Consider the following 19889-nt stretch of genomic DNA (forward strand, 5'->3'; position numbering starts at 1 on the left):
CGCTCGGGTCAGCGCGAGCGCGTCCGGTGGTTGGGACCACCGCGACTGCGCATCACCGCGCCGGACTCCCGCAGCATGCTGTGTATCGATCCGTACGAGCGCCCGGTCGACGCCGCCAGCGTGCGGATGCTCGCCCCCCGCTCGTAGGCGTTGCGCAACTCGACCAGCTGACGGTCACGTAGCTTGTTGGATCTCGTCGTCGTTGCCACGTCCCCACACCATCCCCTCGCCGCCTTGACCACTTCAGCGTAGGAAGACAGCCCGGCGCGGGGGCGGGTTTGGCACAAATGCGGGCAATCGGCACGGCCGGGCCCAGACGGGGCGCTAGGCCAGCTCGATCAGGTCGCGGTAGTCGGCCGACCAGTGGTCCTCGGTGCCGTCGGGCAACAGCACCACCCGCTGGGGGTCCAGCGCTTCCGCCGCTCCCGGGTCGTGGGTGACCAGCACCACCGCGCCGGCGTAGCTGCGCAGGGCGTCGAGCACCTGCTCGCGCGACGCGGGGTCGAGGTTGTTGGTCGGCTCGTCGAGCAGCAGAACGTTTGCGGTGGACGCCACCAGCCCCGCCAGTGCCAGCCGGGTCTTCTCGCCGCCGGAGAGCGTGCCGGCCGGCTGGTCCAGCTGCGGCCCGGTGAACATGAACGCGCCCAAGAGCCCACGCAGATCCTGCTCGGAGGTGTCCGGGGCCGCATGGACGATGTTCTCCCACACGGTTGCGGCGTTGTCGATGGTGTCGTGTTCCTGGGCGAAGTAACCGATCTTGCATCCGTGACCGGGCTCGAGCTGGCCGGCTTCGGGCGTTTCGACACCGGCCAGCACGCGCAGCAGCGTGGTCTTCCCGGCGCCGTTGAGCCCCAGCACCACGACCCGCGAACCGCGGTCGATGGCCAGGTCGACACCGGTGAACACCTCCAGCGACCCATACATCTTGGTCAGACCACTGGCCATCAGCGGAGTCTTGCCACACGGGGCCGGGGTGGGGAACTTGATCCTGGCGACCTTGTCGGCCACCCGTTCCTCATCGAGGGCTGCCAGCATCCGGTCGGCGCGACGCAGCATATTCTGCGCCGCAACCGCTTTGGTGGCTTTGGCGCCCAACTTCGCGGCTTGGCTGCGCAGCGCGGCGACCTTGCGTTCGGCGTTGGCGCGCTCCCGGCGGCGGCGTTGCTCATCGGTGGCTCGCGCGTCGAGGTACTTCTGCCAGCCCATGTTGTAGACATCGGCTTCGCCGCGCACCGCGTCCAGGAACCACACCCGGTTGACCACGTCGGCCAGCAGGTCCACGTCGTGACTGATCAGCACCAGTCCCCCGCCGTGGTTCTTCAGAAAGTCACGCAACCAGCCGATCGAGTCCGCATCCAGGTGGTTGGTCGGTTCGTCGAGCAGCAGGGTGGTGTTCGAGCCCGCTCCACCGGAACCGCCCTCGCCGGCAGCGAACAGGATCCGGGCCAGCTCCACCCGGCGGCGCTGGCCGCCGGACAGGGTCCGCAGCGGCTGGGTCAGCACCCGGTCGGGCAGGCCGAGGCTGGTGCAGATCCGGCCCGCCTCGCTCTCGGCGGCGTACCCGCCGAGCGCGGCGAAGCGCTCTTCGAGCTGGCCGTAGCGACGGATGGCCCGGTCGCGCTCGGCGTCGTCGACGACCTCGGCCATCAGGACCTGCTGCTTTTCCAGGTCGACCAGGATGGTGTCGAGGCCCCGCGCCGACAGGACCCGATCGCGGGCCAGCACCTCGAGGTTGCCTTCCCGGGGGTCCTGCGGCAGATAGCCGACTTCCCCGGTACGGGTGATGGTGCCGGCGTAGGGCTCACCCTCGCCGGCCAGGATGCGCAGCGTGGTGGTCTTGCCGGCCCCGTTGCGGCCGACCAGGCCGATCCGGTCGCCGGGCTGCACGCGCAGCACCGAGCCGACCGCGTCGAGCAGGGTGCGCGCTCCGGCGCGGACCTCCAGGTCCGTTGCGGTGATCACGCATCACTCCTGTCGTGCTGTTACTTGTCGTCGGTGAAGACCGGTGGGCGCTTTTCGGCGCGCGCAGCGACGGCTTCCTCGAAATTGCTGGTCAGCAGGCGCACGTAGAGCTGCCCAAGCCCCTCGGCCTGCATGTGCCCCTCCAGACTACCGGCGTCGAGTCCGCTCCAGAGCGTCCGCTTGGTCAATTCCACCCCGGGCCGGGAGAAACCGGCGATCCGCTCGGCCATGGCGTAGCAGGTGTCGAGCAGATCCGGCAGGTCCACCACCTGGGAGACCAGCCCGATTCGCTGCGCCTCGGCGGCATCGACGTCGCGGCCGGTGAGCATGATCTCGAATGCCCGCGACGCTCCGATCGCCCGGGGCAACAGATAGCTCAGCCCCAGCTCACTGGCTGTGAGCCCGTTGTTGATGCCGGCGGCCCGGAAATAGGCGTCCGATGCGGCGACCCGGATATCGGCGGCCAGGGCCAGGCACAGACCACCCCCGATGGCCGCCCCGTTGACCGCGGCGATCACCGGCTGGTGCAGGCGCCGCAGCGCCAGGATGATGTCGTCGAGCACTTCCATGGATCGCAAGCCGAACGCCGGCCGGGTCAGCCCGGCCACGTGCGGCACCGATCCCGCGGACTTGTGGTCGGCACCGGAGGAGAATCCCCGGCCCGCCCCGGTGAGCACCACCACCCGCACCGAGTTGTCGTAGCTGATTTCGGCGAGCGTTTCGCGTAGCGGAACCATGACGTCAAACGCCATGGAGTTCATCCGCTCCGGGCGGTTGAGCGTGATCAGGGCGACGTGCGGGCGCGGACGGTCGACGACGACGAACTCGGATGCGGTAGCCACCGGTGCACGCTATCGCGTGCGGGCGCTCACACCTGGTCGGGCTTGCTCTGGGCGGCCTGCTCGGCCAGGGCTGCTTCCACGTCGAGATCCTTGACCTGCTGCACCAAGTTCTCCAGCGCGGCGGCCGGGAGCGCGCCGGCCTGGTTGAACACCAGCGTGCCGTTCTTGAACGCCATCAGGGTGGGGATGGAACGGATCTGGGCGGCAGCCGCCAGCTGCTGCTCGGCTTCGGTGTCCACTTTGGCGAATACCACGTCGGGGTGCTTCTCGGACACGGCCGCGAAGGTCGGTGCGAAGGACCGGCACGGGCCACACCAGGAAGCCCAGAAGTCGACAAGGACGATGTCGTTGTCGGCGATGGTCTCTTGGAACTTTGCTGCGGTGAGGTCTTGGGTTGCCATGCATGGGTCAACGCCGGGACACCCCGCCGTGTTCCCGCCCCGCCGCGGCCCTGATCACACCGGTCCACAGCGGGCTCACAGCATGGATATAGCTGCCCGCTAACTCCACCGTCGACGGTGATAGCACTGCCCGATGTCAACGAACGGAGATCGCCGATGTCCCCTCGCCCGAGCACCCCTGGTCCGACGATCCGCGCCCTGGCCGGCGCGACGGCACTGTTCGCCGGGGCATTGTTCGTCCCCGCGCTGGCACACGCGCAGGGCGACCGGGTGATGGGCACGGTTTCGTCGGCTTCGGGCACCGGCTTCGAGGTGACCGGGCCGAACGGCCCGACCGCCGTGGCGGTGACCGACAGCACCTCGGTCTACGAGTCGGTGCCGGCCCAGCGCGGCGAGATCACCGTCGGCAGCTGCATCAAGGCCGGCGGTGCCGCCGCCGACGAGGGCCCCCTCACCGCGAAGTTCGTCTCGATCAGCACCACCGTCGACGGCGCGTGCCCGCAGCGGCCCGCGGCCGCGGGCGACGGCACCGCGCATCCGGCATCGCATCGCGGCGTGCGCGGTGTGGTCGAGTCCATCTCCGGTGACACGCTCACCGTCAGCGGCCCGTCCGGGCCCGCCACGGTGACCGTCGACGACGCCACCCGCTTCCGCAGGACGGTTGCGGTCAGCGCGCCGTCGATCAGCGCGGGCAAGTGCGTCGCGGCCGGCGGGACCACCGACGACCAGGGCGTGCTGCAGGCCAAGCGGGTCACCGTGTGGGCGGCCAACGGCGACTGCCTCGAGCGGCCGGCGTAGCGGCCGGCCGCAGGTACTCGGTGGCGGGCTCGCGCGCGCCGGACCGCCGTTACCTCGTCATGGTGCATACCGGGTCAGACAACGTCCGAGATGCCTGATTGACGAAGGTCTGCGGGCTGCACGTTACCGCCACTGCTTACCCGGCACCTTCCACGCTCCGCGCCGCCGGTGGTCTGGCGTCCACAAAACGCGCCTATGCCATCCCTAACAGTTCCCCGTTATCGAATTGTGAACTACGGTTCCGATAACGGGAGGGGTGTTTCGTTGAGGGACCAGGGCGAAGCCGCCGGGCGCCAGGCCGCCCACGGTGCATAACGTCGCAGCGATCGTGGCCATCGTCTCCTTTTCGGGGCCGGGCCTGCTGCTCGTCGGGGGCGCGTCGGTGGTCATGCTGATGGAGCTCCGGCAGCGGCGGCGTGCGGCGTCGCGGCGAGGTGTCGCACCGGAGAAGACCGACCGCACCGGAGACTTCGACGCGCTGCCCGATCACCGCGACACCCCCAGAGCCGCCGAGTAGTGGCACCCGGACGAACTGATCGGGCCGGATGGCCCCGACGTGTTCGATCCGGGGCGTCAGTCGGCTTCGCCAGCACGCCGGCTGGTCGTCACGTGTCCGACCGCGTCAGGTGAGGTCGTCGTGGTCGCCCCGCGCCCACGCTGCGTGTCGGTCTGCCGAGAACCGGACTGCGGCCACCGCATCGGTGTCAATGGTGTTGGTGTGCAGCCCGTAGATGCGGTCGAAGCGCAACTGCTCCATCGTTGCGGCCATCCGCTGGGCGACCGCAGCCGACAGCGGAACCCGGTTCGGATAGCTGCGCAGGAACGCCACGGTGCGCCGATCGGGGTTCGGGAAGACGGTATCGCCGACCAACAGCACCCCGCGCCCGTCGGCACCGGCGTCCCAGCACGCGACGGAACTCCCCGGAAAGTGGCCGCCGACCTGAATCACGGTCAACCCGGGTGCGAGCTCGAGGCGCCCGGACCAGTATCGGATCGACGGATCCGGACGCATCACCCATTCTTTGTCCGCGGCGTTGACGTACACCGGTACCCCGCCGAGTCGCCGGCCCCATTCCACCTGCGCCCCGAACATGTGCGGGTGGCTGGCGACGACACCGAGCACCGGGCCCTGCTCGAGAGCAGCGGCGACCGCGGCGTCATCGACGAATCCCGAAGGATCCCAGAGCATGTTGCCGCTGGGCGTGCACACCAGCTTGCCCAGCTGACCGATACCCAGCGGCGGGTTGCTGCCGATCCCGATCAGCCCGGGTTCCAGTTCAAAGGCGTAGGACTGCATCCCCTCGGCGACCAAACCGTCCAACGTGGCCCAGTGTTGACCGTCCGCCGGCACCCATTGCCGATCGTCTGCACAGATCGCGCACACCTGCGGCGTGGCATCGTGCTCGACACCGCAGGTCCGGCACAGCCAGAACTCGGATGTCGGCACGCTCAGACCGTGAAACCGACTGCGCGCATCATCTCGCGGCCCTCATCGGTGATCTTGTCCGGTCCCCAGGCCGGCTCCCAGACCCAGGACAGATCCACCTTCTTGACCAGACCGGAGCCCACGGTGGCGTTCTCGATCTGCTCGGCGATCATGTCCTGCAGCGGGCAGGCCGGCGACGTGAGCGTCATGGTGACCACGGCGGCCGCGCCGTCGTCGTCCTGGCGGATCGACAGGTCGTACATCAGCCCCAGGTCGACGACGTTGATGCCGATCTCGGGGTCGATGACGTCATGCATCGCTTCCTCGACTTCGGCGAGCAACTCGTCCGGTCCCAATTCGCTCATCGATTCATCTCCTGGGTTGAGACACTGACAGATGCCAACGTCTGTTCTTCTGTCTTCGAAAGCGTTTGTGCCAATGCATCTTTGAACGCCATCCAGCCGAGCAGAGCGCACTTGACCCGCGCCGGGTACTTGGCCACCCCGGCGAAAGCGATGCCGTCGCCGAGCACCTCCTCGTCGCCTTCCACGGTGCCCCGCGAGGACACCATCTCGTGGAAGGCGTCGAACGTCGCCAACGCCTGCGGCACGGTCAGACCGATCACCTGCGAGGCCAGCACCGAGGTGGCCGCCTGCGAGATCGAGCAGCCCTGCCCGTCATAGGAGACGTCGGCGATGCGTTCACCGTCGGATGACAGCGCCACCCGCAGGGTCAGCTCGTCGCCGCAGGTGGGGTTGACGTGGTGCACCTGGGCGCCGAACGGCTCCCGCAGGCCGCGGTGCTGCGGATGCTTGTAGTGATCGAGGATCACCTCTTGGTAGAACTGCTCAAGCCGCAAGGTCTCACACTCCCCCGAAGAATTCCACGGCCCGGCGAACACCCGCCAGCAGGCGCTCCACCTCCTCGCCGGTGTTGTACACCGCGAAGGACGCTCGGGCAGTGGCCGCCACGTTGAACTTGCGATGCAGCGGCATGGCGCAATGGTGGCCCACCCGGACCGCGACGCCGTCGTCGTCGAGCACCTGACCGACGTCGTGCGCGTGCACCCCGTCGATCACGAACGACACCGGCGAACCGCGATCGAGCGTGGTCGCCGGCCCGACGATGTGTACGCCGGGGATCTCGGCGAGCCCCTCGAGTGTGGCGGCCACCAGCTGCTGCTCGTGGGCCGCCACCACGTCCATTCCGATGGCGTCGAGGTAACGAGCGGCCGCGGCCAGCCCCACCACCTGCGAGGTCATCGGCGTACCGGCTTCGAAGCGTTGCGGGGCAGGGGCGTAGGTGCTCGAGGCCATGGTGACCGTCTCGATCATCGACCCACCGGTGAGAAACGGAGGCAGTGCCGCCACGAGCTCACGCCGCCCGTAAAGCACACCGATCCCGTTGGGACCCAGCATCTTATGCCCGGAGAACGCCGCGAAGTCGACGCCCAGGGCATGGAAGTCGACCGGCTGGTGCGGAACGGACTGGCAGGCATCGAGCACCGTGAAGGCGCCGACGGCGCGGGCCCGCGAGACCAGTTCGGCGACCGGGGCCAGCGCGCCGGTCACATTGGAGTGATGGGTGAAAGCAACAACTTTGACGCGCTCGTCGAGCTGCAGCGAATCCAAGTCGATGCGCCCGTCCGGTGTCGCCTCATACCAGCGCAGTGTCGCACCGGTGCGTCGTGCCAGCTCCTGCCAGGGAATCAGGTTGGCGTGGTGTTCCAGCTCCGTGGTGACGATCACATCGCCGGGGCCGACGGCCTGCTCGAAGCGGTTGTCGCCGAGCACATAGGACACCAGGTTGAGCGACTCCGTGGCGTTCTTGGTGAAAACCAGCTCGTCGGGATGGGCGCCGACAAAGCGGGCGATCGCCGACCGGCCGTCCTCGTAGGCGTCGGTGGCCTCTTCCATCAGCTGGTGCGCCCCACGGTGCACCGCACCGTTGGAGGTCAGCAGGAACTCCCGCTCGGCGTCGAGCACCGGCAGCGGACGCTGCGAGGTGGCGCCGGAGTCCAGATAGGCCAGCCGGCTTCCGCCACGCATGACCCGGTTCAGGATCGGGAAATCGGCCCTGATCGCCTCCAGGTCCGGCGCCGCAGGACCCCTGACCGACAACGTCGTTTCCGACGCCGTCATGTCAGGCTCCCGCCCCTGCCGCCGGTTCGTGAGTGAAGCGCTCGTAGCCGTTCTCCTCCAGCTCGTCGGCCAGCTCGGGGCCACCGGACTCGACGATCCGCCCGCCGGCGAAGACGTGCACGAACTGCGGCTGGATGTAACGCAGGATTCGGGTGTAGTGGGTGATGACCAGCACGCCGCCGTGCTCGGTCTCCTGGTAACGGTTGACCCCTGCGCTGACCACCCGCAGCGCGTCGACGTCCAGACCGGAGTCGGTCTCGTCGAGGATCGCGATCTTGGGCTTGAGCAGGCTCAACTGGAGGATCTCGTGGCGCTTCTTCTCGCCACCGGAGAAGCCCTCGTTGACGTTGCGTTCGGCGAACGCGGAGTCGATGCCCAGCTCGGCGAACGCCGCGCGCTGCTCCTTGATCCAGGTCCGCAGCTTCGGTGCCTCTCCGCGCACGGCGGTCACCGCGGTCCGCAGGAAGTTCGACATCGACACCCCCGGCACCTCGACCGGATACTGCATGGCCAGGAACAGCCCCGCGCGCGCACGCTCATCGACGGTCATCGCCAGCACGTCCTGGCCGTCGAGGGTGATCGACCCGGACGTCACGGTGTACTTGGGGTGGCCGGCGATCGCGTAGGACAGCGTGGACTTGCCCGACCCGTTCGGCCCCATCAGGGCATGCGTCTCACCGGAGTTCACCGTCAGGTCCACACCGTGCAGGATCGGAATGTCGGCCACGCTGTCGTCGCCGGCGCCGCCGGGCGACACACTCACATGCAGGCCCTTGATTTCCAGTGTGCTCATTGCTGATTCGTGTCCTTAGCTGATGCGTTGAGATTTATTTGTTCTCGGTGACCGCGAGTTCACGCTCGACGGCTTCGGTGAGGCGCTCCTGCACGGCCGGAACCGGGATCTTGGCGATGATCTCGCCGAAGAAACCGCGGACGATCAGGCGCCGGGCCTGTTCTTCGGGGATGCCGCGGGCCTGCAGGTAGAACAACTGGAGGTCGTCGAATCGTCCGGTCGCACTGGCGTGTCCGGCCTGCACGATCTCCCCGGTCTCGATCTCCAGGTTGGGTATCGAATCGGCCCGGGCGCCGTCGGCCAGCACCAGGTTGCGGTTCACCTCGAAGGTGTCGGTGCCGACCCCGCTCGCGCGGATCAGCACGTCGCCGACCCAGACGGTGTGGGCGTCGGGCAGTCCGGAGCCGGCATCGCCCTGCAGGGCTCCTTTGTAGAGCACGTTGGACCGGCAGTGCGGCTGAGCGTGGTCGACCAGTAGCCGCGATTCGAGGTGCTGACCGGCGTCGGCGAAGTACAGGCCGAGCAGTTCGGCGTCCCCGCCCGGGCCGTCGAACCGGACCCGTCCGCTCAGCCGCACCAGTTCCCCACCCAACAGCACGGCGCTGTGCCGCAACACGGCATCTTTGCCCAGCGCCGCGTGGTGGGCGCTGACATGCACCAGGTCCGCGGCGCCGTCGGCGATCCACACCACGGTCAGCTGCGCGCCGTCGCCGACCACGAATTCGACGTTGTCGGCGTAGGTTCCGCTGCCCCGCACGTCGATCACGACGGTGGCCCGCGACAGTTCCTCGGCGCGCAGCTGCAGGTGGCCGTAGGCCGTCGCTGCCGTGCCGGGGCCCGTGACGGTGATCGCGATGGGCTCCTCGACGTCCGCACCCTTGGGCACGGTCACCACGGTTGCATCGCGGAACGACGAGAATGCTTGTGCGGCGACCCTGTCCGCTGGAACGCCCGCCGCGCCGAGCCGGTCGTCGCCGCGCGGGACGATCTCGGTCCGCGCCACGCCGGCGCCCTGGACTTCGATTCCGGCGGAGGCGTCGGCGGCCGCGGAGCCGTCGTGCAGCCCGCGCAGCCGGCGCAGCGGCGTGAAGCGCCAGGCCTCGTCGCGGCCCTGCGGCACCTCGAAGGCCGCCACGTCGAAGGAGGTGAACTGCATTCCCTTGTGGACGCCTTCGGCCGCGGCGGTCAGGCCGCCCGGCGAGGCGGGCCGTACTTCAGTCGAGGCCACTAGCCCACCGAGCCTTCCATCTGCAGCTGGATCAGCTTGTTGAGTTCCAGCGCGTACTCCATCGGGAGCTCCTTGGCGATCGGCTCGATGAACCCGCGCACCACCATCGCCATCGCCTCGTCCTCGGTCAGACCGCGACTCATCAGGTAGAACAGCTGGTTCTCGCTGACCTTGGACACGGTCGCCTCATGGCCGACGGTGACGTCGTCCTCACGGATGTCGACGTAGGGGTAGGTGTCGCTGCGGCTGACGTTGTCCACCAGCAGCGCATCGCATTTCACGCTCGACTTCGCCCCGTGTGCGCCCTTGTGGATCTCCACCAGCCCGCGGTAGGAAGACCGGCCGCCGGCGCGCGACACCGACTTGGAGACGATGTTGCTCGAGGTGTTCGGCGCCAGGTGCAGCATCTTGGCGCCGGTGTCCTGGTGCTGGTCCTCGCCGGCGAATGCCACCGAGAGCACCTCGCCCTTGGCGTGCTCGCCGGTCATCCAGACCGCCGGGTACTTCATGGTGACCTTCGAACCGATGTTGCCGTCGACCCATTCCATGGTTGCGCCCGCCTCGGCCCGGGCCCGCTTGGTGACCAGGTTGTAGACGTTGACCGACCAGTTCTGGATGGTGGTGTAGCGGCAGCGGCCGCCCGGCTTGACCACGATCTCCACCACCGCGGAGTGCAGCGAGTCCGAGGTGTACACCGGCGCGGTGCAGCCCTCGATGTAGTGCACGTAGGCGTCTTCGTCGATGATCATCAGCGTGCGCTCGAACTGGCCCATGTTCTCGGTGTTGATCCGGAAGTAGGCCTGCAGCGGGATGTCGACGTGTACCCCCTTGGGCACGTAGATGAACGATCCCCCGCTCCACACGGCGGTGTTGAGCGCGGAGAACTTGTTGTCGCCGGCCGGGATCACCGTGCCGAAGTACTCGCGGAACAGCTCCTCGTGCTCCCGCAGTGCGGTGTCGGTGTCGAGGAAGATGACGCCTTGTTCCTCAAGGTCTTCGCGGATCTTGTGGTAGACGACCTCGGACTCGTACTGGGCCGCCACACCGCCGATGTAGCGCTGCTTCTCCGCCTCCGGGATGCCCAGCCGGTCATAGGTGTTGCGGATGTCGTCGGGCAGGTCGTCCCAGGTCTGGGCCTGCTTCTCGGTGGAACGCACGAAGTACTTGATGTTCTCGAAGTCGATGCCGGACAGATCCGAGCCCCAATGGGGCATCGGCTTCTTCATGAAGGTCCGGTAGGCCCGCAGCCGGGCCTGCAGCATCCATTCCGGCTCGTTCTTCTTCGCCGAGATGTCGCGCACCACGTCCTCGGACAGGCCACGCTGGGCGGCGGCGCCCGCGACATCGGTGTCGGCCCAGCCGTATTCGTACCGGCCCAGCGACGCGATCGTCTCGTCCTGGGTCGGCTCCGCTGCGGCGGTGGCCTCCGGTGTGAGTGTCATGATGACGCTCCTTCGGTGCTCGTGATGGCTTCGGCGCAGGGTGTGCGGCGAAGGTCGATCGGTGCTGCTAATGCTGTTTTGTGACGGCCCCGACCGCGCTGGACTTGCCGGCCTTTCCAGCTTTGGCGTTGCGGTTGGTCAGCGGTACATGCGTGGTGCAGACGTAGCCGCCGTCGGCGATGGTTGCCAGCCGTTGCACGTGCGTGCCCAGGACCTCGGCCATCGCCTGTCGCTCGGCGCGGCACAACTCCGGGAACTCCTTGGCGACGTTGGCCACCGGGCAGTGGTGCTGCAGAATCTGCACGCCGGGAACCCCGCCCTGAACCCGTGCGGTGGTGGCGGCGTACCCGGCCTCGGTCAACGCACCGGCGATACGTTGCGCGGTGGCTTCCAGGTCGCCGTCGTCTTCGGCGCCGTCAGTTGCCGCGGCCGCAACATTGCCCAGGATCGCGTCGATGCGCTGCCGGGCGAAGTCGACAACCGCGTCCTCCCCGCCGATCTCGCGCAGTTGGCGCATGGCCGCCACCGCAAGGTCGTCGTAGCGGTGCCCCAGCTTGCTGCGACCGGCCTCGGTGAGCTGAAACCGCTTCGCCGGCCGCCCGCGGCCCACTTGCTGCCAGGATGCCGCCGCATGTGCCTCGGCGTCGCCCAGCTCGATCAGGGCGTCGAGGTGGCGGCGTACCCCTGCCGCCGACAGGCCCAACCGGGCCCCGATCTCGCCCGCGGTGATCGATCCGGACTCCATGAGCAGGCGCACCACCGCGTGCCGGGTGTCATGGCCGCCCGCGAGTTCGGCGGCCACCGGGTCGCCTATCGCAACCGCATCGCCGGAGCCGGCCCCGGCGGCATCGGTTGCGGCCTTCACCCCGGCCTCGAATTTCACAACACCAGTGTGACGCAATTCCAGGGCTCGGTCTACAAAGGGTTGCCTCAGTTCGGCCCCGCTCGGCCGTTGCGCTGGTCACACTGCGCCCGCAGCCCGGCGGGCCCGGTCATGGCAGGGCGGCCGTTACGCTGCTGGGATGGCAGCCCGACGGCATTCGTTGAGCTCGTCGATCGCGCATCTGCACGGCGACGAGCGCACCGTGGGCTCCCCGCTCAACTCCGCCGAGCTGGTCGCACTCCGACGAACCCGGCTCTTCGGCGCCACCGGAACGGTCCTGATGGCGATCGGGGCGCTGGGCGCCGGGGCGCGGCCGGTGATGCAGGACCCGACTTTTGGGGTCCGGCTGCTCAACCTGCCCTCGCGGCTGCAGACCGTGGCCCTGACCATGACCACCACCGGCGCGGTGATGATGACGCTGGCGTGGCTGATGCTCGGCCGGTTCGCCCTGTCTTCTTCGCCGGACTCCTCCGCACCTCGTACCTCGGTGCATCGTCGTCCGACGGGGGGCAACCGACGGATGTCGCGCAGCCAACTCGATCGCACCCTGCTGCTGTGGATACTGCCGCTGCTGGTCGCCCCGCCGATGTACAGCAAGGACGTCTACTCCTACCTGGCCCAGAGCCAGATCTCCCGGCTGGGCCTGGACCCCTACCGCGTGGGCCCGGCACCGGCCCTGGGGCTCGACCACGTGTTCACGCTGTCGGTGCCCAGCCTCTGGCGGGAGACCCCGGCGCCCTACGGGCCGCTGTTCTTGTGGATCGGCCGGGGAATCTCGGCGCTGACCGGCGAGAACATCGTCACCGCGGTGTTGTGCCACCGGGTGGTGGTGCTGATCGGGGTCGGCATGATCATGTGGGCGGTGCCCAGGCTGGCGGCGCGCTGCGGGGTGGCCGAGGTCAGCGCACTGTGGCTCGGCGCCGCCAATCCGCTGCTGCTCATGCACCTGGTCGCCGGGATCCACAACGAGGCCCTGATGCTCGGCCTGATGCTCACCGGCACGGAATTCGCCCTGCGCGGGATCACCACCGCCCAGCCGCTGCTGCCGCGCCCGACCCAGGCAGTCCCGCTGACCCTGCGGGACTGGGTGCCACTGGCCGAACTTGTCACCGGCGCCGTGCTGATCGCGCTGTCGTCGCAGGTCAAACTGCCGTCACTGCTGGCGCTGGGCTTCGTCACGATGGCGCTGGGCTGGCGGCTGGGCGGCGATCTCCGCGCGTTCGTGCTGGCCAGCACCAGCATGACCACCCTGGCCGCGGCGGTGATGGGTTTGATCGGCTGGGCCAGCGGGCTGGGTTTCGGTTGGGTCTTCACGCTCGGCACCGCCAACGTGGTGCGCAGCTGGATGTCCCCACCGACGCTGATCGCCCTCGGCACCGGTCAAGTCGGCATCCTGCTGGGCCTGGGCGACCACACCACCGCAGTGCTGTCGCTGACCCGTGCCATCGGCGTGCTGATCATCGGGGTGCTGGTGGTGTGGCTACTGCTGGTGGTGTTCCACGGCCGGCTGCATCCGGTGGGCGGGCTCGGCGTCGCACTGGGCATCACGGTCCTGCTGTTCCCGGTCGTGCAACCGTGGTATCTGCTCTGGGCGATCATCCCGCTGGCCGCCTGGGCGACCCGGCCGAACTTCCGGATCGCCGTGATCGCAGTCACGCTGGTGGTGGGCATCTTCGGCCCGACGGCCAACGGCGATCGCTTTGCGCTGTTCCAGATCCTGGACGCCACCGTGGCCAGCGCAGTCGTGGTGCTGGTGTTGTTGCTGTCGACCTACCGGCGACTGCCGTGGCGTGAGTTGCCGGCCCAAGCCGAACGCCCGAAGGACGACGCACCGGCCGTGGAGCCCACCCCGCGCCCGGCCGCTGTCACCGACGCCTACGCTGATTCTCCGTGAACTCAGCTGTCGCGGTGCGCTTATGCGGGGTGCGCAAGCGCTACGGGGCCGGTCCGTCTGCGATCGAAGCGGTCGCCGGCCTGGATTTCGAGGTCCGGACCGCCGAAGTGTTCGCCCTGCTCGGGCCCAACGGTGCCGGCAAGACGACCACGGTCGAGATGTGCGAGGGCTTCGTCCGCCCCGACGCCGGGACCATCGAGGTACTCGGCCTGGACCCGGTGGCCGACAACGACCGGCTTCGCGCACGCATCGGGGTCATGCTGCAAGGCGGCGGCGCTTACCCGGCCGCCCGCGCCGGCGAGATGCTCAAGCTGGTGGCGTCATATTCGGCCAACCCGCTCGATCCGCAATGGCTGCTGGACACCCTCGGCCTGACCGATGCGGCGCGCACCACCTACCGGCGGCTCTCCGGAGGCCAACAGCAACGACTCGCCTTGGCCTGCGCCCTGGTCGGCCGCCCGGAGCTGGTGTTTCTCGACGAGCCGACCGCAGGCATGGACGCCCACGCCCGCCTGCTGGTGTGGGAGCTGATCGACGCGTTGCGCCGCGACGGCGTGACGGTGGTGCTGACCACACACCATCTGCGCGAGGCCGAAGAACTGGCCGACCGGCTGCTGATCATCGACCACGGCGCCGTGGTTGCCGCAGGCACCCCGGCGGAGTTGACGCGCAGCGGCGCCCAGGGACAGCTGCGGTTCACCGCACCGCCGCGGTTGGATCTGTCGTTGCTGGCCACGGCATTGCCGGAGGGTTATCGGGCCAGCGAAGTGCTGCCCGGCGAATACCTCGTCGAGGGGTCGGTGGACCCCCAGGTGCTCGCCACGGTGACGTCCTGGTGCGCCCGGCTGGACGTGCTGGCCACCCAGCTGCGGGTGGAGCAGCGCAGCCTGGAGGACGTGTTCTTGGAACTGACCGGACGGGAGCTGCGCCCATGAGTCGCACGAACACCGAACAGGTCTTCGCGCCGGGCACCTTCGCCCCCGACCCGCGTCCGGCCGCCGTGCCCGCGATGCTGGCCGCACAGTTCCGGTTGGAGCTGACCCTGCTGCTGCGCAACGGCGAGCAGCTGCTGTTGACCATGTTCATCCCGATCACGCTGCTGATCGGACTCACCGTGCTGCCGCTGGGCCCGTTCGGCGAGGGACACGCCCAGCGCGCCACCACCGTGCTGCCGGTGATCATGTCGCTGGCGGTGATCGCCACCGCGTTCACCGGGCAGGCGATCGCGGTGGCATTCGACCGGCGTTACGGGGCCCTCAAACGTCTGGGCGCCACCGCGCTGCCGGTGTGGGGCATCATCGCCGGCAAGTCCCTGTCGGTGGCCACCGTGGTCCTGCTGCAATCCGTGCTGCTCGGGGCCATCGGCGCCATCTTGGGCTGGCGGCCGACGGTGGCGGGCCTGTGCCTGGGGGCGGTGATCATCGCCCTGGGGACCGCCTGCTTTGCCGCCCTGGGTCTGCTGCTCGGCGGCAGCCTGCGTGCCGAGATCGTGCTGGCCGGTGCCAACTTGATGTGGTTCGTGTTCGGCGGCTTCTCCGCCTTGACCGTGGAGACCGAACTGGTCCCCGGCGCGGTCCGCTGGCTGGCCCGACTGACCCCCTCGGGGGCACTGACCGAAGCCCTGGCCCAGGCGCTGAGCGTCTCCGTCGACTGGTTCGGCATCGCGGTGGTGGCGGCCTGGGGCCTGCTCGCCGCCGTCGGCGCGGTGCGCTGGTTCCGCTTCAGCTGACCTACTACGGGATGTAGTTACCGATCCTCTACGATCAGGCCCGTGGGACGGTTCCTGATGCGCCTGGTGGACCTGCTGCCCGAACCGGGCCTGCGCACCCAGCGGTGGCTGGCCGCCGCGGTGGTCTTCACCCAGGGATTCATCTCGGTGACCGGCGCCGTCGTCCGCGTCACCGCCTCCGGTCTGGGCTGCCCGACCTGGCCGCAGTGCTTCCCGGGCAGCTATGTTCCGGTCGCGGTTTCGGAGGTGCCGCGGATTCATCAGGCCATCGAATTCGGCAACCGCATGGTCACCTTCGCGGTCGTGATCACCGCGGCACTGGCCGTGCTGGCCGTGATCCGGGCCCGGCGGCGCACCGAGGTACTGGTCTACGCCTGGCTGATGCCCGGGTCGACGGTGCTTCAGGCGGTGATCGGTGGGATCACCGTGCGCACCGGCCTGGCATGGTGGACGGTGGCGGTGCACCTGCTGGTCTCGATGCTCATGGTGTGGCTGGCGGTGCAGTTCTACGCCAAGGTCGGCCAGCCCGACGACGCCTCGGCGGTGGTGGTCCATCGGATCCCGGCGCCGTTGCGGGCCCTCACGGCGCTGTGCGCCGTCGCCCTGGCCGCGGTGCTGGTGACCGGCACCCTCGTGACCGCCGCCGGCCCCCATGCCGGCGACAAGAGCGCGGCCCGCACGGTGGCCCGCCTCAAGGTGGAGATCGCCACCCTGGCCCACCTGCACGAGTCGCTGCTGATCGGGTTCCTCGGGCTACTGGTCGGCCTGGCCTTCGGGCTCGCCGCAGTGCACGCGGCAAAGCCGGTGACCCGCCGGCTGGCGCTGGTGGTCGTACTGGCGTTGGGCCAGGGGCTGATCGGTGTCGTTCAGTACTTCACCGGGGTGCCGGCCGTGCTGGTCACCCTGCACGTCGCGGGCGCGGTACTGGTCACCGGCGCGACCGCGTCGCTATGGGCGTCGCTGCGCGAGCGGACCCAGCCCCAGTCGCTCTAGCGCCGCGGCCACCTCCACGGCGAACCGGCGCTGCGCCCGGTCGCGTTCCTCGGAAGCGAGCTCGTGCCAGCCCAGGTCCGGCGCAATCAGATCCAGGCTCACCAGGCGCGCATCGGCTGCCGTGCCGGCAACGTCGGCGCGTGCGTAGAGCAACTCCTCGATCCGGATGCTCAAGCGCTCGGCGGCCGCCCGCAGTGCCCACCGCCCGACGTCCCACAGTTCGAAATCCGGGTCCGAGCCGGCGGCGCCGAAGGCATGCGACCGGCCGGCGCCGAAGAACACCAGGGTGCTCAGCTCGTCCGGCCGCCCGCCCGCCGCCGTCGGCACCCCGTCGCACTGCAGGTCCGCGAGATAGCGGCGGTTGGCGTTCCAGGCGACGGCTTCCGGCGGATTCAGCAGGTGCGCCACCCGGGTGGTCCAAGCCAGGAATTCGGCGTGCCGCGCCGGGTCGCCGGCTGTGCGCAGTATCACCAGGTCGGCTTCCAGGGTTTCCGGATCGTCCCAGGCCAACAGCCGGGCATGCAGCCCCCGGTGCCGTAACGCCGCGACCAGGCCGGCGTCGCCTTCGGCGGCCGCCGACTTGTGCGCACTCTCGTGATGACCGCGCCGTGAGTCGACCGCCAGCACGATGCGCGGGTGGAAGATGTCGGGCCGGGCCAGCTTCATGCAGACCTCACACTCGGAGATGATAGTCACCATGTACGCCGTGGAAGTGGCCGCGACCGGCGGCCCTGAGGTCTTGAACTATGTCGAGAAGCCACAGCCCTCCCCTGCCTCCGGACAGGTGTTGATCCGGGTCGAGGCCGTGGGGGTCAACTTCATCGACACGTACTTCCGCTCGGGCATCTACCCCGCCGAACTGCCGTTCGTGGTCGGCAATGAGGCCGCGGGCACGGTGGCCGAGGTCGGCGTGGGAGTGACCGCGCTGCGCGTCGGCGACCGCGTGGTGACAGCGGCTGCCACCGGAGCTTACGCCCAATACTGTACGGCGCCAGCGGCTTTGACCGCACCGATCCCCGACGGCCTGGACGCCGGGGTGGCCGCCGCAGCGCTGCTGAAGGGCTTGACGGCGCACTATCTGATCACGTCGGTGTATCCGGTGCAGCCCGGCGACACCGTGTTGCTGCACGCCGGCGCCGGTGGTGTGGGGTTGATCCTGACCCAGTGGGCCACCGCGCTGGGCGCCCGGGTGATCACCACGGTCTCGAGTGCGGACAAGGCACGGTTGTCCCGGCAGGCCGGTGCCGTGGAGGTTCTCGACTACCCGGGCGCGGGTCCCGAGGAGGCGGCGGCGTTCGGCGCCGAGGTCAAGGCGTTGACCGATGGCGGCGTGGTGGCCGTCTACGACGGGGTGGGTGCGGCGACGTTCGATGCCAGCTTGGCCAGCCTGGCCGTGCGGGGCACCCTGGCGCTGTTCGGCGCCGCCAGCGGTCCGGTGCCGCCGGTCGACCCCCAGCGGCTCAATGCGGCGGGTTCGGTCTACCTGACGCGGCCCAACCTGGCCCACTTCACCCGGACCGCCGCCGAGTTCACCTGGCGTGCCGGCGAGCTGTTCGAGGCGATCCGCAAGGGCACCATCGCGGTGACGGTGAGCCGGCGCTACCCGCTGGCCGACGCCGCCCAGGCGCATCGGGACCTGCAGGGCCGCCGCACGGTCGGTTCCCTGGTGCTCGAGGCCTAGGAGCCGTCCCAGGTCTCGGGCAGCAAGGGCAGCCGCGGGCCGTCGTCCAACTCGGCTGCGGCCAGGTGGGTCAGACCGGTGGGCGGGGGCTGGCCGGTGCCCGCGGCCCCGGCGCGGCCCAGTTCGCCGGCGCCGCGACCCGACACCGGGGCCGGCTCCCAGTCCGGGGTCACCCCGACCGTCAGGTCCATGGCTTCATTTCCGTGGCCGGGGCGGGTCACGCGTCGCCGCTGGCGCCTGGTCCGCGCCTGCGCGGCTGCGACGGCCGGGCTGGTCTCTGAAGTCGGGCGCTTTTTCTGGGCGCCCTCCGCCGCCTTGGCGTGCGCTCCGATGCCCGAGCCGTAGTCGATGCGGGGTCCGCCTCCGATCAGGTAGGGGTACAGCGGGAGGCCCGCCGGCGGGGCGGCCGGCGGCGTTGCCGCCGCGGGCGCCGGAGCCGCAGGGGCCGAAGTCCCGGCGGGCGGCGCCCCTCCCGGTGGCAGTGCGGCCGCCACCGCCGGGGCACCGGCGGTCACCATCGGGGGGCCGGCCGCCGGGCTCACCGGACCGGCCGCAGCAGCAGCAGCACCCGGTACGGCAACCGGCTGCGCCAACCCGGCCAGGCCGGACAGGCCGCCGACAGGTGCCACCATCGCACCCGCCGCGGCGGCCATCGCCGCCGGCTGGCTTACCGCCTGCAGCAGCTGAGCGATATGGGTCGGCCAGTCGAACAACACCAGGGCCACGAAATACTGCAGCGCCGGGATGATCTGAGTCGGGTCCTGGGTGATCATCAGGAAGTCCTGGTACAGCTCCAGCGTTCGCGCGAGGTACCAGATCGGTTGGGTGGCATCGGCGTAGAGCTCGTAGTCCAGGCCGTTGATCGCTCCGGCGGCTGGGTCCCAATTGATCCCGAAGTTCTGCAGGAAATCCGCCACGGCGGTCGTCACGGCATTGGAGATGGGATCGAGCCCTGGCCTGCCGGACTCTATTCCCAGGCTCTTCAGCAGCGGCTCGAGGAAATCGAGTAGTCCCTGCAGCGGATTCTCGGTGATCGGCTGTGACGGCCACACCGACGAGGCCGCCGCCGGCCGCTGGATCGGGGCCGCCGGGGTGACGGTGTGGGTCGCTGCCATCGAGGCCTCAGAAGCCACCTGATAGGTCGCCATGGTGGTGGCGGCCTGCACCCACATGCGGAAGTAGTCGGCCTCGTTGGCGGCGATGGGAATGGTGTTGATCCCGAAGAAATTCGTGGCCACCAGCACCGCATGGGTGGCGTGGTTGGCCGCCAACTCGGCCGGCGTGGGCATCGCCGCCAGCGCGGCGGTGTAGGCCGCTGCCACCTCCTGGTGGGCGGCCGCCATCCGGGCGCCGTCCGCGCCGGCGCGGTACAGCCACACAAGATAGGGCTGGTGGGCCGCCTGGTACTGCTCAGCGGCGGCGCCGCGCCACAGCCCCGCGGACACCGCTGCAAGTAGTGCGGTCAGGTCCTCGGCGGTCGCCGTGTAGAGCGCACTCAACGACGACCACGCGCCCGCGGCGGCGAGCAGCGGACCGGGCCCGGGACCCGCGCTGAGCAGCGTCGAGTGCACCTCGGGAGGAGACGCCATCCACGCCGGGCCCAACATAAGGATTCACTGTAGCGAATCTATAGTTTCGGGTCACCGAACTCCCGGGGAGAAACCGCGGGGATGCGC

At 69.4% G+C, this 19889-nt stretch carries 21 protein-coding genes; 7 read left to right on the forward strand and 14 right to left on the reverse strand.

Annotated elements, in window-relative coordinates:
• Positions 1 to 8 precede the first annotated feature (8 nt).
• From G6N14_RS08395 to trxA, 4 genes are all read right to left on the reverse strand, one after another.
• Positions 9 to 209: a helix-turn-helix domain-containing protein gene (locus tag G6N14_RS08395; protein ID WP_085134612.1), complete on the reverse strand. Its 201-nt coding sequence runs from the start codon at positions 207 to 209 to the stop codon at positions 9 to 11.
• A gap of 115 nt (positions 210 to 324) precedes the next feature.
• Positions 325 to 1962, reverse strand: coding sequence for an ABC-F family ATP-binding cassette domain-containing protein (locus G6N14_RS08400; protein WP_085134611.1), 1638 nt, complete (start codon positions 1960 to 1962; stop codon positions 325 to 327).
• A 20-nt stretch (positions 1963 to 1982) separates the two neighbouring features.
• Positions 1983 to 2804: an enoyl-CoA hydratase gene (locus tag G6N14_RS08405; RefSeq protein WP_085134610.1), complete on the reverse strand. Its 822-nt coding sequence runs from the start codon at positions 2802 to 2804 to the stop codon at positions 1983 to 1985.
• 26 nt (positions 2805 to 2830) lie between these two features.
• The gene (trxA, locus tag G6N14_RS08410) at positions 2831 to 3205 is read right to left on the reverse strand and encodes a thioredoxin (RefSeq protein WP_085134609.1); all 375 of its coding nucleotides are present in this window, start codon (positions 3203 to 3205) and stop codon (positions 2831 to 2833) included.
• Positions 3206 to 3361: 156 nt separating this feature from the next.
• Between trxA and G6N14_RS08415 the strand changes: the two genes are divergently transcribed.
• Entirely contained in the window at positions 3362 to 4003 is a 642-nt protein-coding gene (locus G6N14_RS08415) for a DUF5666 domain-containing protein (RefSeq protein WP_085134608.1), read from the forward strand.
• Between the two features lie 307 nt (positions 4004 to 4310).
• On the forward strand, positions 4311 to 4520 hold the full coding sequence (locus tag G6N14_RS08420; RefSeq protein ID WP_085134607.1) for a hypothetical protein: 210 nt from the start codon (positions 4311 to 4313) through the stop codon (positions 4518 to 4520).
• Between the two features lie 105 nt (positions 4521 to 4625).
• Here G6N14_RS08420 and G6N14_RS08425 read toward each other — a convergent pair whose 3' ends face one another.
• The 8 genes from G6N14_RS08425 to G6N14_RS08460 all read right to left on the reverse strand — a co-directional run bounded on the left by G6N14_RS08425 (position 4626) and on the right by G6N14_RS08460 (position 11916).
• Positions 4626 to 5450, reverse strand: coding sequence for an MBL fold metallo-hydrolase (locus G6N14_RS08425; RefSeq protein ID WP_179960819.1), 825 nt, complete (start codon positions 5448 to 5450; stop codon positions 4626 to 4628).
• A gap of 2 nt (positions 5451 to 5452) precedes the next feature.
• The gene (locus G6N14_RS08430) at positions 5453 to 5794 is read right to left on the reverse strand and encodes a metal-sulfur cluster assembly factor (RefSeq protein WP_085134606.1); all 342 of its coding nucleotides are present in this window, start codon (positions 5792 to 5794) and stop codon (positions 5453 to 5455) included.
• Positions 5791 to 6330, reverse strand: a complete 540-nt coding sequence (gene sufU / locus G6N14_RS08435) for a Fe-S cluster assembly sulfur transfer protein SufU (protein WP_109559720.1) — start codon at positions 6328 to 6330, stop codon at positions 5791 to 5793. Before sufU ends, G6N14_RS08430 begins: the two co-directional genes overlap by 4 nt.
• On the reverse strand, positions 6293 to 7570 hold the full coding sequence (locus G6N14_RS08440; RefSeq protein WP_085134604.1) for a cysteine desulfurase: 1278 nt from the start codon (positions 7568 to 7570) through the stop codon (positions 6293 to 6295). The genes sufU and G6N14_RS08440 overlap by 38 nt, the downstream gene beginning before the upstream one ends.
• A gap of 1 nt (position 7571) precedes the next feature.
• A complete protein-coding gene (gene sufC / locus G6N14_RS08445) occupies positions 7572 to 8363 on the reverse strand; it encodes a Fe-S cluster assembly ATPase SufC (protein WP_085134603.1) in 792 nt (263 codons plus the stop codon).
• A gap of 34 nt (positions 8364 to 8397) precedes the next feature.
• Positions 8398 to 9519 carry a Fe-S cluster assembly protein SufD gene (gene sufD / locus G6N14_RS08450; protein WP_085134649.1) on the reverse strand — a complete coding sequence of 374 codons (1122 nt, stop codon included), beginning with the start codon at positions 9517 to 9519 and terminating at the stop codon, positions 8398 to 8400.
• A 71-nt stretch (positions 9520 to 9590) separates the two neighbouring features.
• Positions 9591 to 11033: a Fe-S cluster assembly protein SufB gene (gene sufB / locus G6N14_RS08455; RefSeq protein WP_085134602.1), complete on the reverse strand. Its 1443-nt coding sequence runs from the start codon at positions 11031 to 11033 to the stop codon at positions 9591 to 9593.
• 67 nt (positions 11034 to 11100) lie between these two features.
• On the reverse strand, positions 11101 to 11916 hold the full coding sequence (locus G6N14_RS08460; RefSeq protein ID WP_085134601.1) for a helix-turn-helix transcriptional regulator: 816 nt from the start codon (positions 11914 to 11916) through the stop codon (positions 11101 to 11103).
• 139 nt (positions 11917 to 12055) lie between these two features.
• Here G6N14_RS08460 and mptB point away from each other — a divergent pair, with 139 nt between their 5' ends.
• The 4 genes from mptB to G6N14_RS08480 are packed head-to-tail and all read left to right on the forward strand — an operon-like array spanning position 12056 to position 16532.
• Positions 12056 to 13810 carry a polyprenol phosphomannose-dependent alpha 1,6 mannosyltransferase MptB gene (gene mptB / locus G6N14_RS08465; RefSeq protein WP_085134600.1) on the forward strand — a complete coding sequence of 585 codons (1755 nt, stop codon included), beginning with the start codon at positions 12056 to 12058 and terminating at the stop codon, positions 13808 to 13810.
• Entirely contained in the window at positions 13807 to 14745 is a 939-nt protein-coding gene (locus G6N14_RS08470) for an ABC transporter ATP-binding protein (protein WP_109559719.1), read from the forward strand. The genes mptB and G6N14_RS08470 overlap by 4 nt, the downstream gene beginning before the upstream one ends.
• Positions 14742 to 15539: an ABC transporter permease gene (locus tag G6N14_RS08475; RefSeq protein WP_085134599.1), complete on the forward strand. Its 798-nt coding sequence runs from the start codon at positions 14742 to 14744 to the stop codon at positions 15537 to 15539. Before G6N14_RS08470 ends, G6N14_RS08475 begins: the two co-directional genes overlap by 4 nt.
• 57 nt (positions 15540 to 15596) lie before the next feature.
• Positions 15597 to 16532, forward strand: a complete 936-nt coding sequence (locus tag G6N14_RS08480) for a COX15/CtaA family protein (RefSeq protein ID WP_085134647.1) — start codon at positions 15597 to 15599, stop codon at positions 16530 to 16532.
• Here G6N14_RS08480 and G6N14_RS08485 read toward each other — a convergent pair.
• A complete protein-coding gene (locus G6N14_RS08485) occupies positions 16488 to 17198 on the reverse strand; it encodes a DcsG N-terminal domain-containing protein (RefSeq protein ID WP_085134598.1) in 711 nt (236 codons plus the stop codon). The two genes, G6N14_RS08480 and G6N14_RS08485, sit on opposite strands and share 45 nt — an antisense overlap.
• Before the next feature lie 31 nt (positions 17199 to 17229).
• On the opposite strand from G6N14_RS08485, the gene G6N14_RS08490 reads away from it, so the two are divergent.
• Positions 17230 to 18213, forward strand: a complete 984-nt coding sequence (locus tag G6N14_RS08490) for a quinone oxidoreductase family protein (protein WP_085134646.1) — start codon at positions 17230 to 17232, stop codon at positions 18211 to 18213.
• Here G6N14_RS08490 and G6N14_RS08495 read toward each other — a convergent pair.
• Positions 18210 to 19820, reverse strand: coding sequence for a PPE domain-containing protein (locus tag G6N14_RS08495; RefSeq protein ID WP_085134597.1), 1611 nt, complete (start codon positions 19818 to 19820; stop codon positions 18210 to 18212). The two genes, G6N14_RS08490 and G6N14_RS08495, sit on opposite strands and share 4 nt — an antisense overlap.
• Positions 19821 to 19889 lie beyond the last annotated feature (69 nt).

The organism is Mycolicibacter hiberniae (genome assembly GCF_010729485.1).
GTDB lineage: Bacteria > Actinomycetota > Actinomycetes > Mycobacteriales > Mycobacteriaceae > Mycobacterium > Mycobacterium hiberniae.

What these genes read in the sequence shown, in the direction of transcription:
- trxA (WP_085134609.1), bottom strand. Translation starts at nt 3,205, where the DNA reads ATGGCAACCCAAGACCTCACCGCAGCAAAGTTCCAAGAGACCATCGCC.
- G6N14_RS08415 (WP_085134608.1), top strand. Translation starts at nt 3,362, where the DNA reads ATGTCCCCTCGCCCGAGCACCCCTGGTCCGACGATCCGCGCCCTGGCC.
- G6N14_RS08430 (WP_085134606.1), bottom strand. Translation starts at nt 5,794, where the DNA reads ATGAGCGAATTGGGACCGGACGAGTTGCTCGCCGAAGTCGAGGAAGCG.
- G6N14_RS08440 (WP_085134604.1), bottom strand. Translation starts at nt 7,570, where the DNA reads ATGACGGCGTCGGAAACGACGTTGTCGGTCAGGGGTCCTGCGGCGCCG.
- sufC (WP_085134603.1), bottom strand. Translation starts at nt 8,363, where the DNA reads ATGAGCACACTGGAAATCAAGGGCCTGCATGTGAGTGTGTCGCCCGGC.
- sufD (WP_085134649.1), bottom strand. Translation starts at nt 9,519, where the DNA reads ATGCAGTTCACCTCCTTCGACGTGGCGGCCTTCGAGGTGCCGCAGGGC.
- sufB (WP_085134602.1), bottom strand. Translation starts at nt 11,033, where the DNA reads ATGACACTCACACCGGAGGCCACCGCCGCAGCGGAGCCGACCCAGGAC.
- mptB (WP_085134600.1), top strand. Translation starts at nt 12,056, where the DNA reads ATGGCAGCCCGACGGCATTCGTTGAGCTCGTCGATCGCGCATCTGCAC.
- G6N14_RS08475 (WP_085134599.1), top strand. Translation starts at nt 14,742, where the DNA reads ATGAGTCGCACGAACACCGAACAGGTCTTCGCGCCGGGCACCTTCGCC.
- G6N14_RS08480 (WP_085134647.1), top strand. Translation starts at nt 15,597, where the DNA reads ATGCGCCTGGTGGACCTGCTGCCCGAACCGGGCCTGCGCACCCAGCGG.
- G6N14_RS08485 (WP_085134598.1), bottom strand. Translation starts at nt 17,198, where the DNA reads ATGAAGCTGGCCCGGCCCGACATCTTCCACCCGCGCATCGTGCTGGCG.
- G6N14_RS08490 (WP_085134646.1), top strand. Translation starts at nt 17,230, where the DNA reads ATGTACGCCGTGGAAGTGGCCGCGACCGGCGGCCCTGAGGTCTTGAAC.
- G6N14_RS08495 (WP_085134597.1), bottom strand. Translation starts at nt 19,820, where the DNA reads ATGTTGGGCCCGGCGTGGATGGCGTCTCCTCCCGAGGTGCACTCGACG.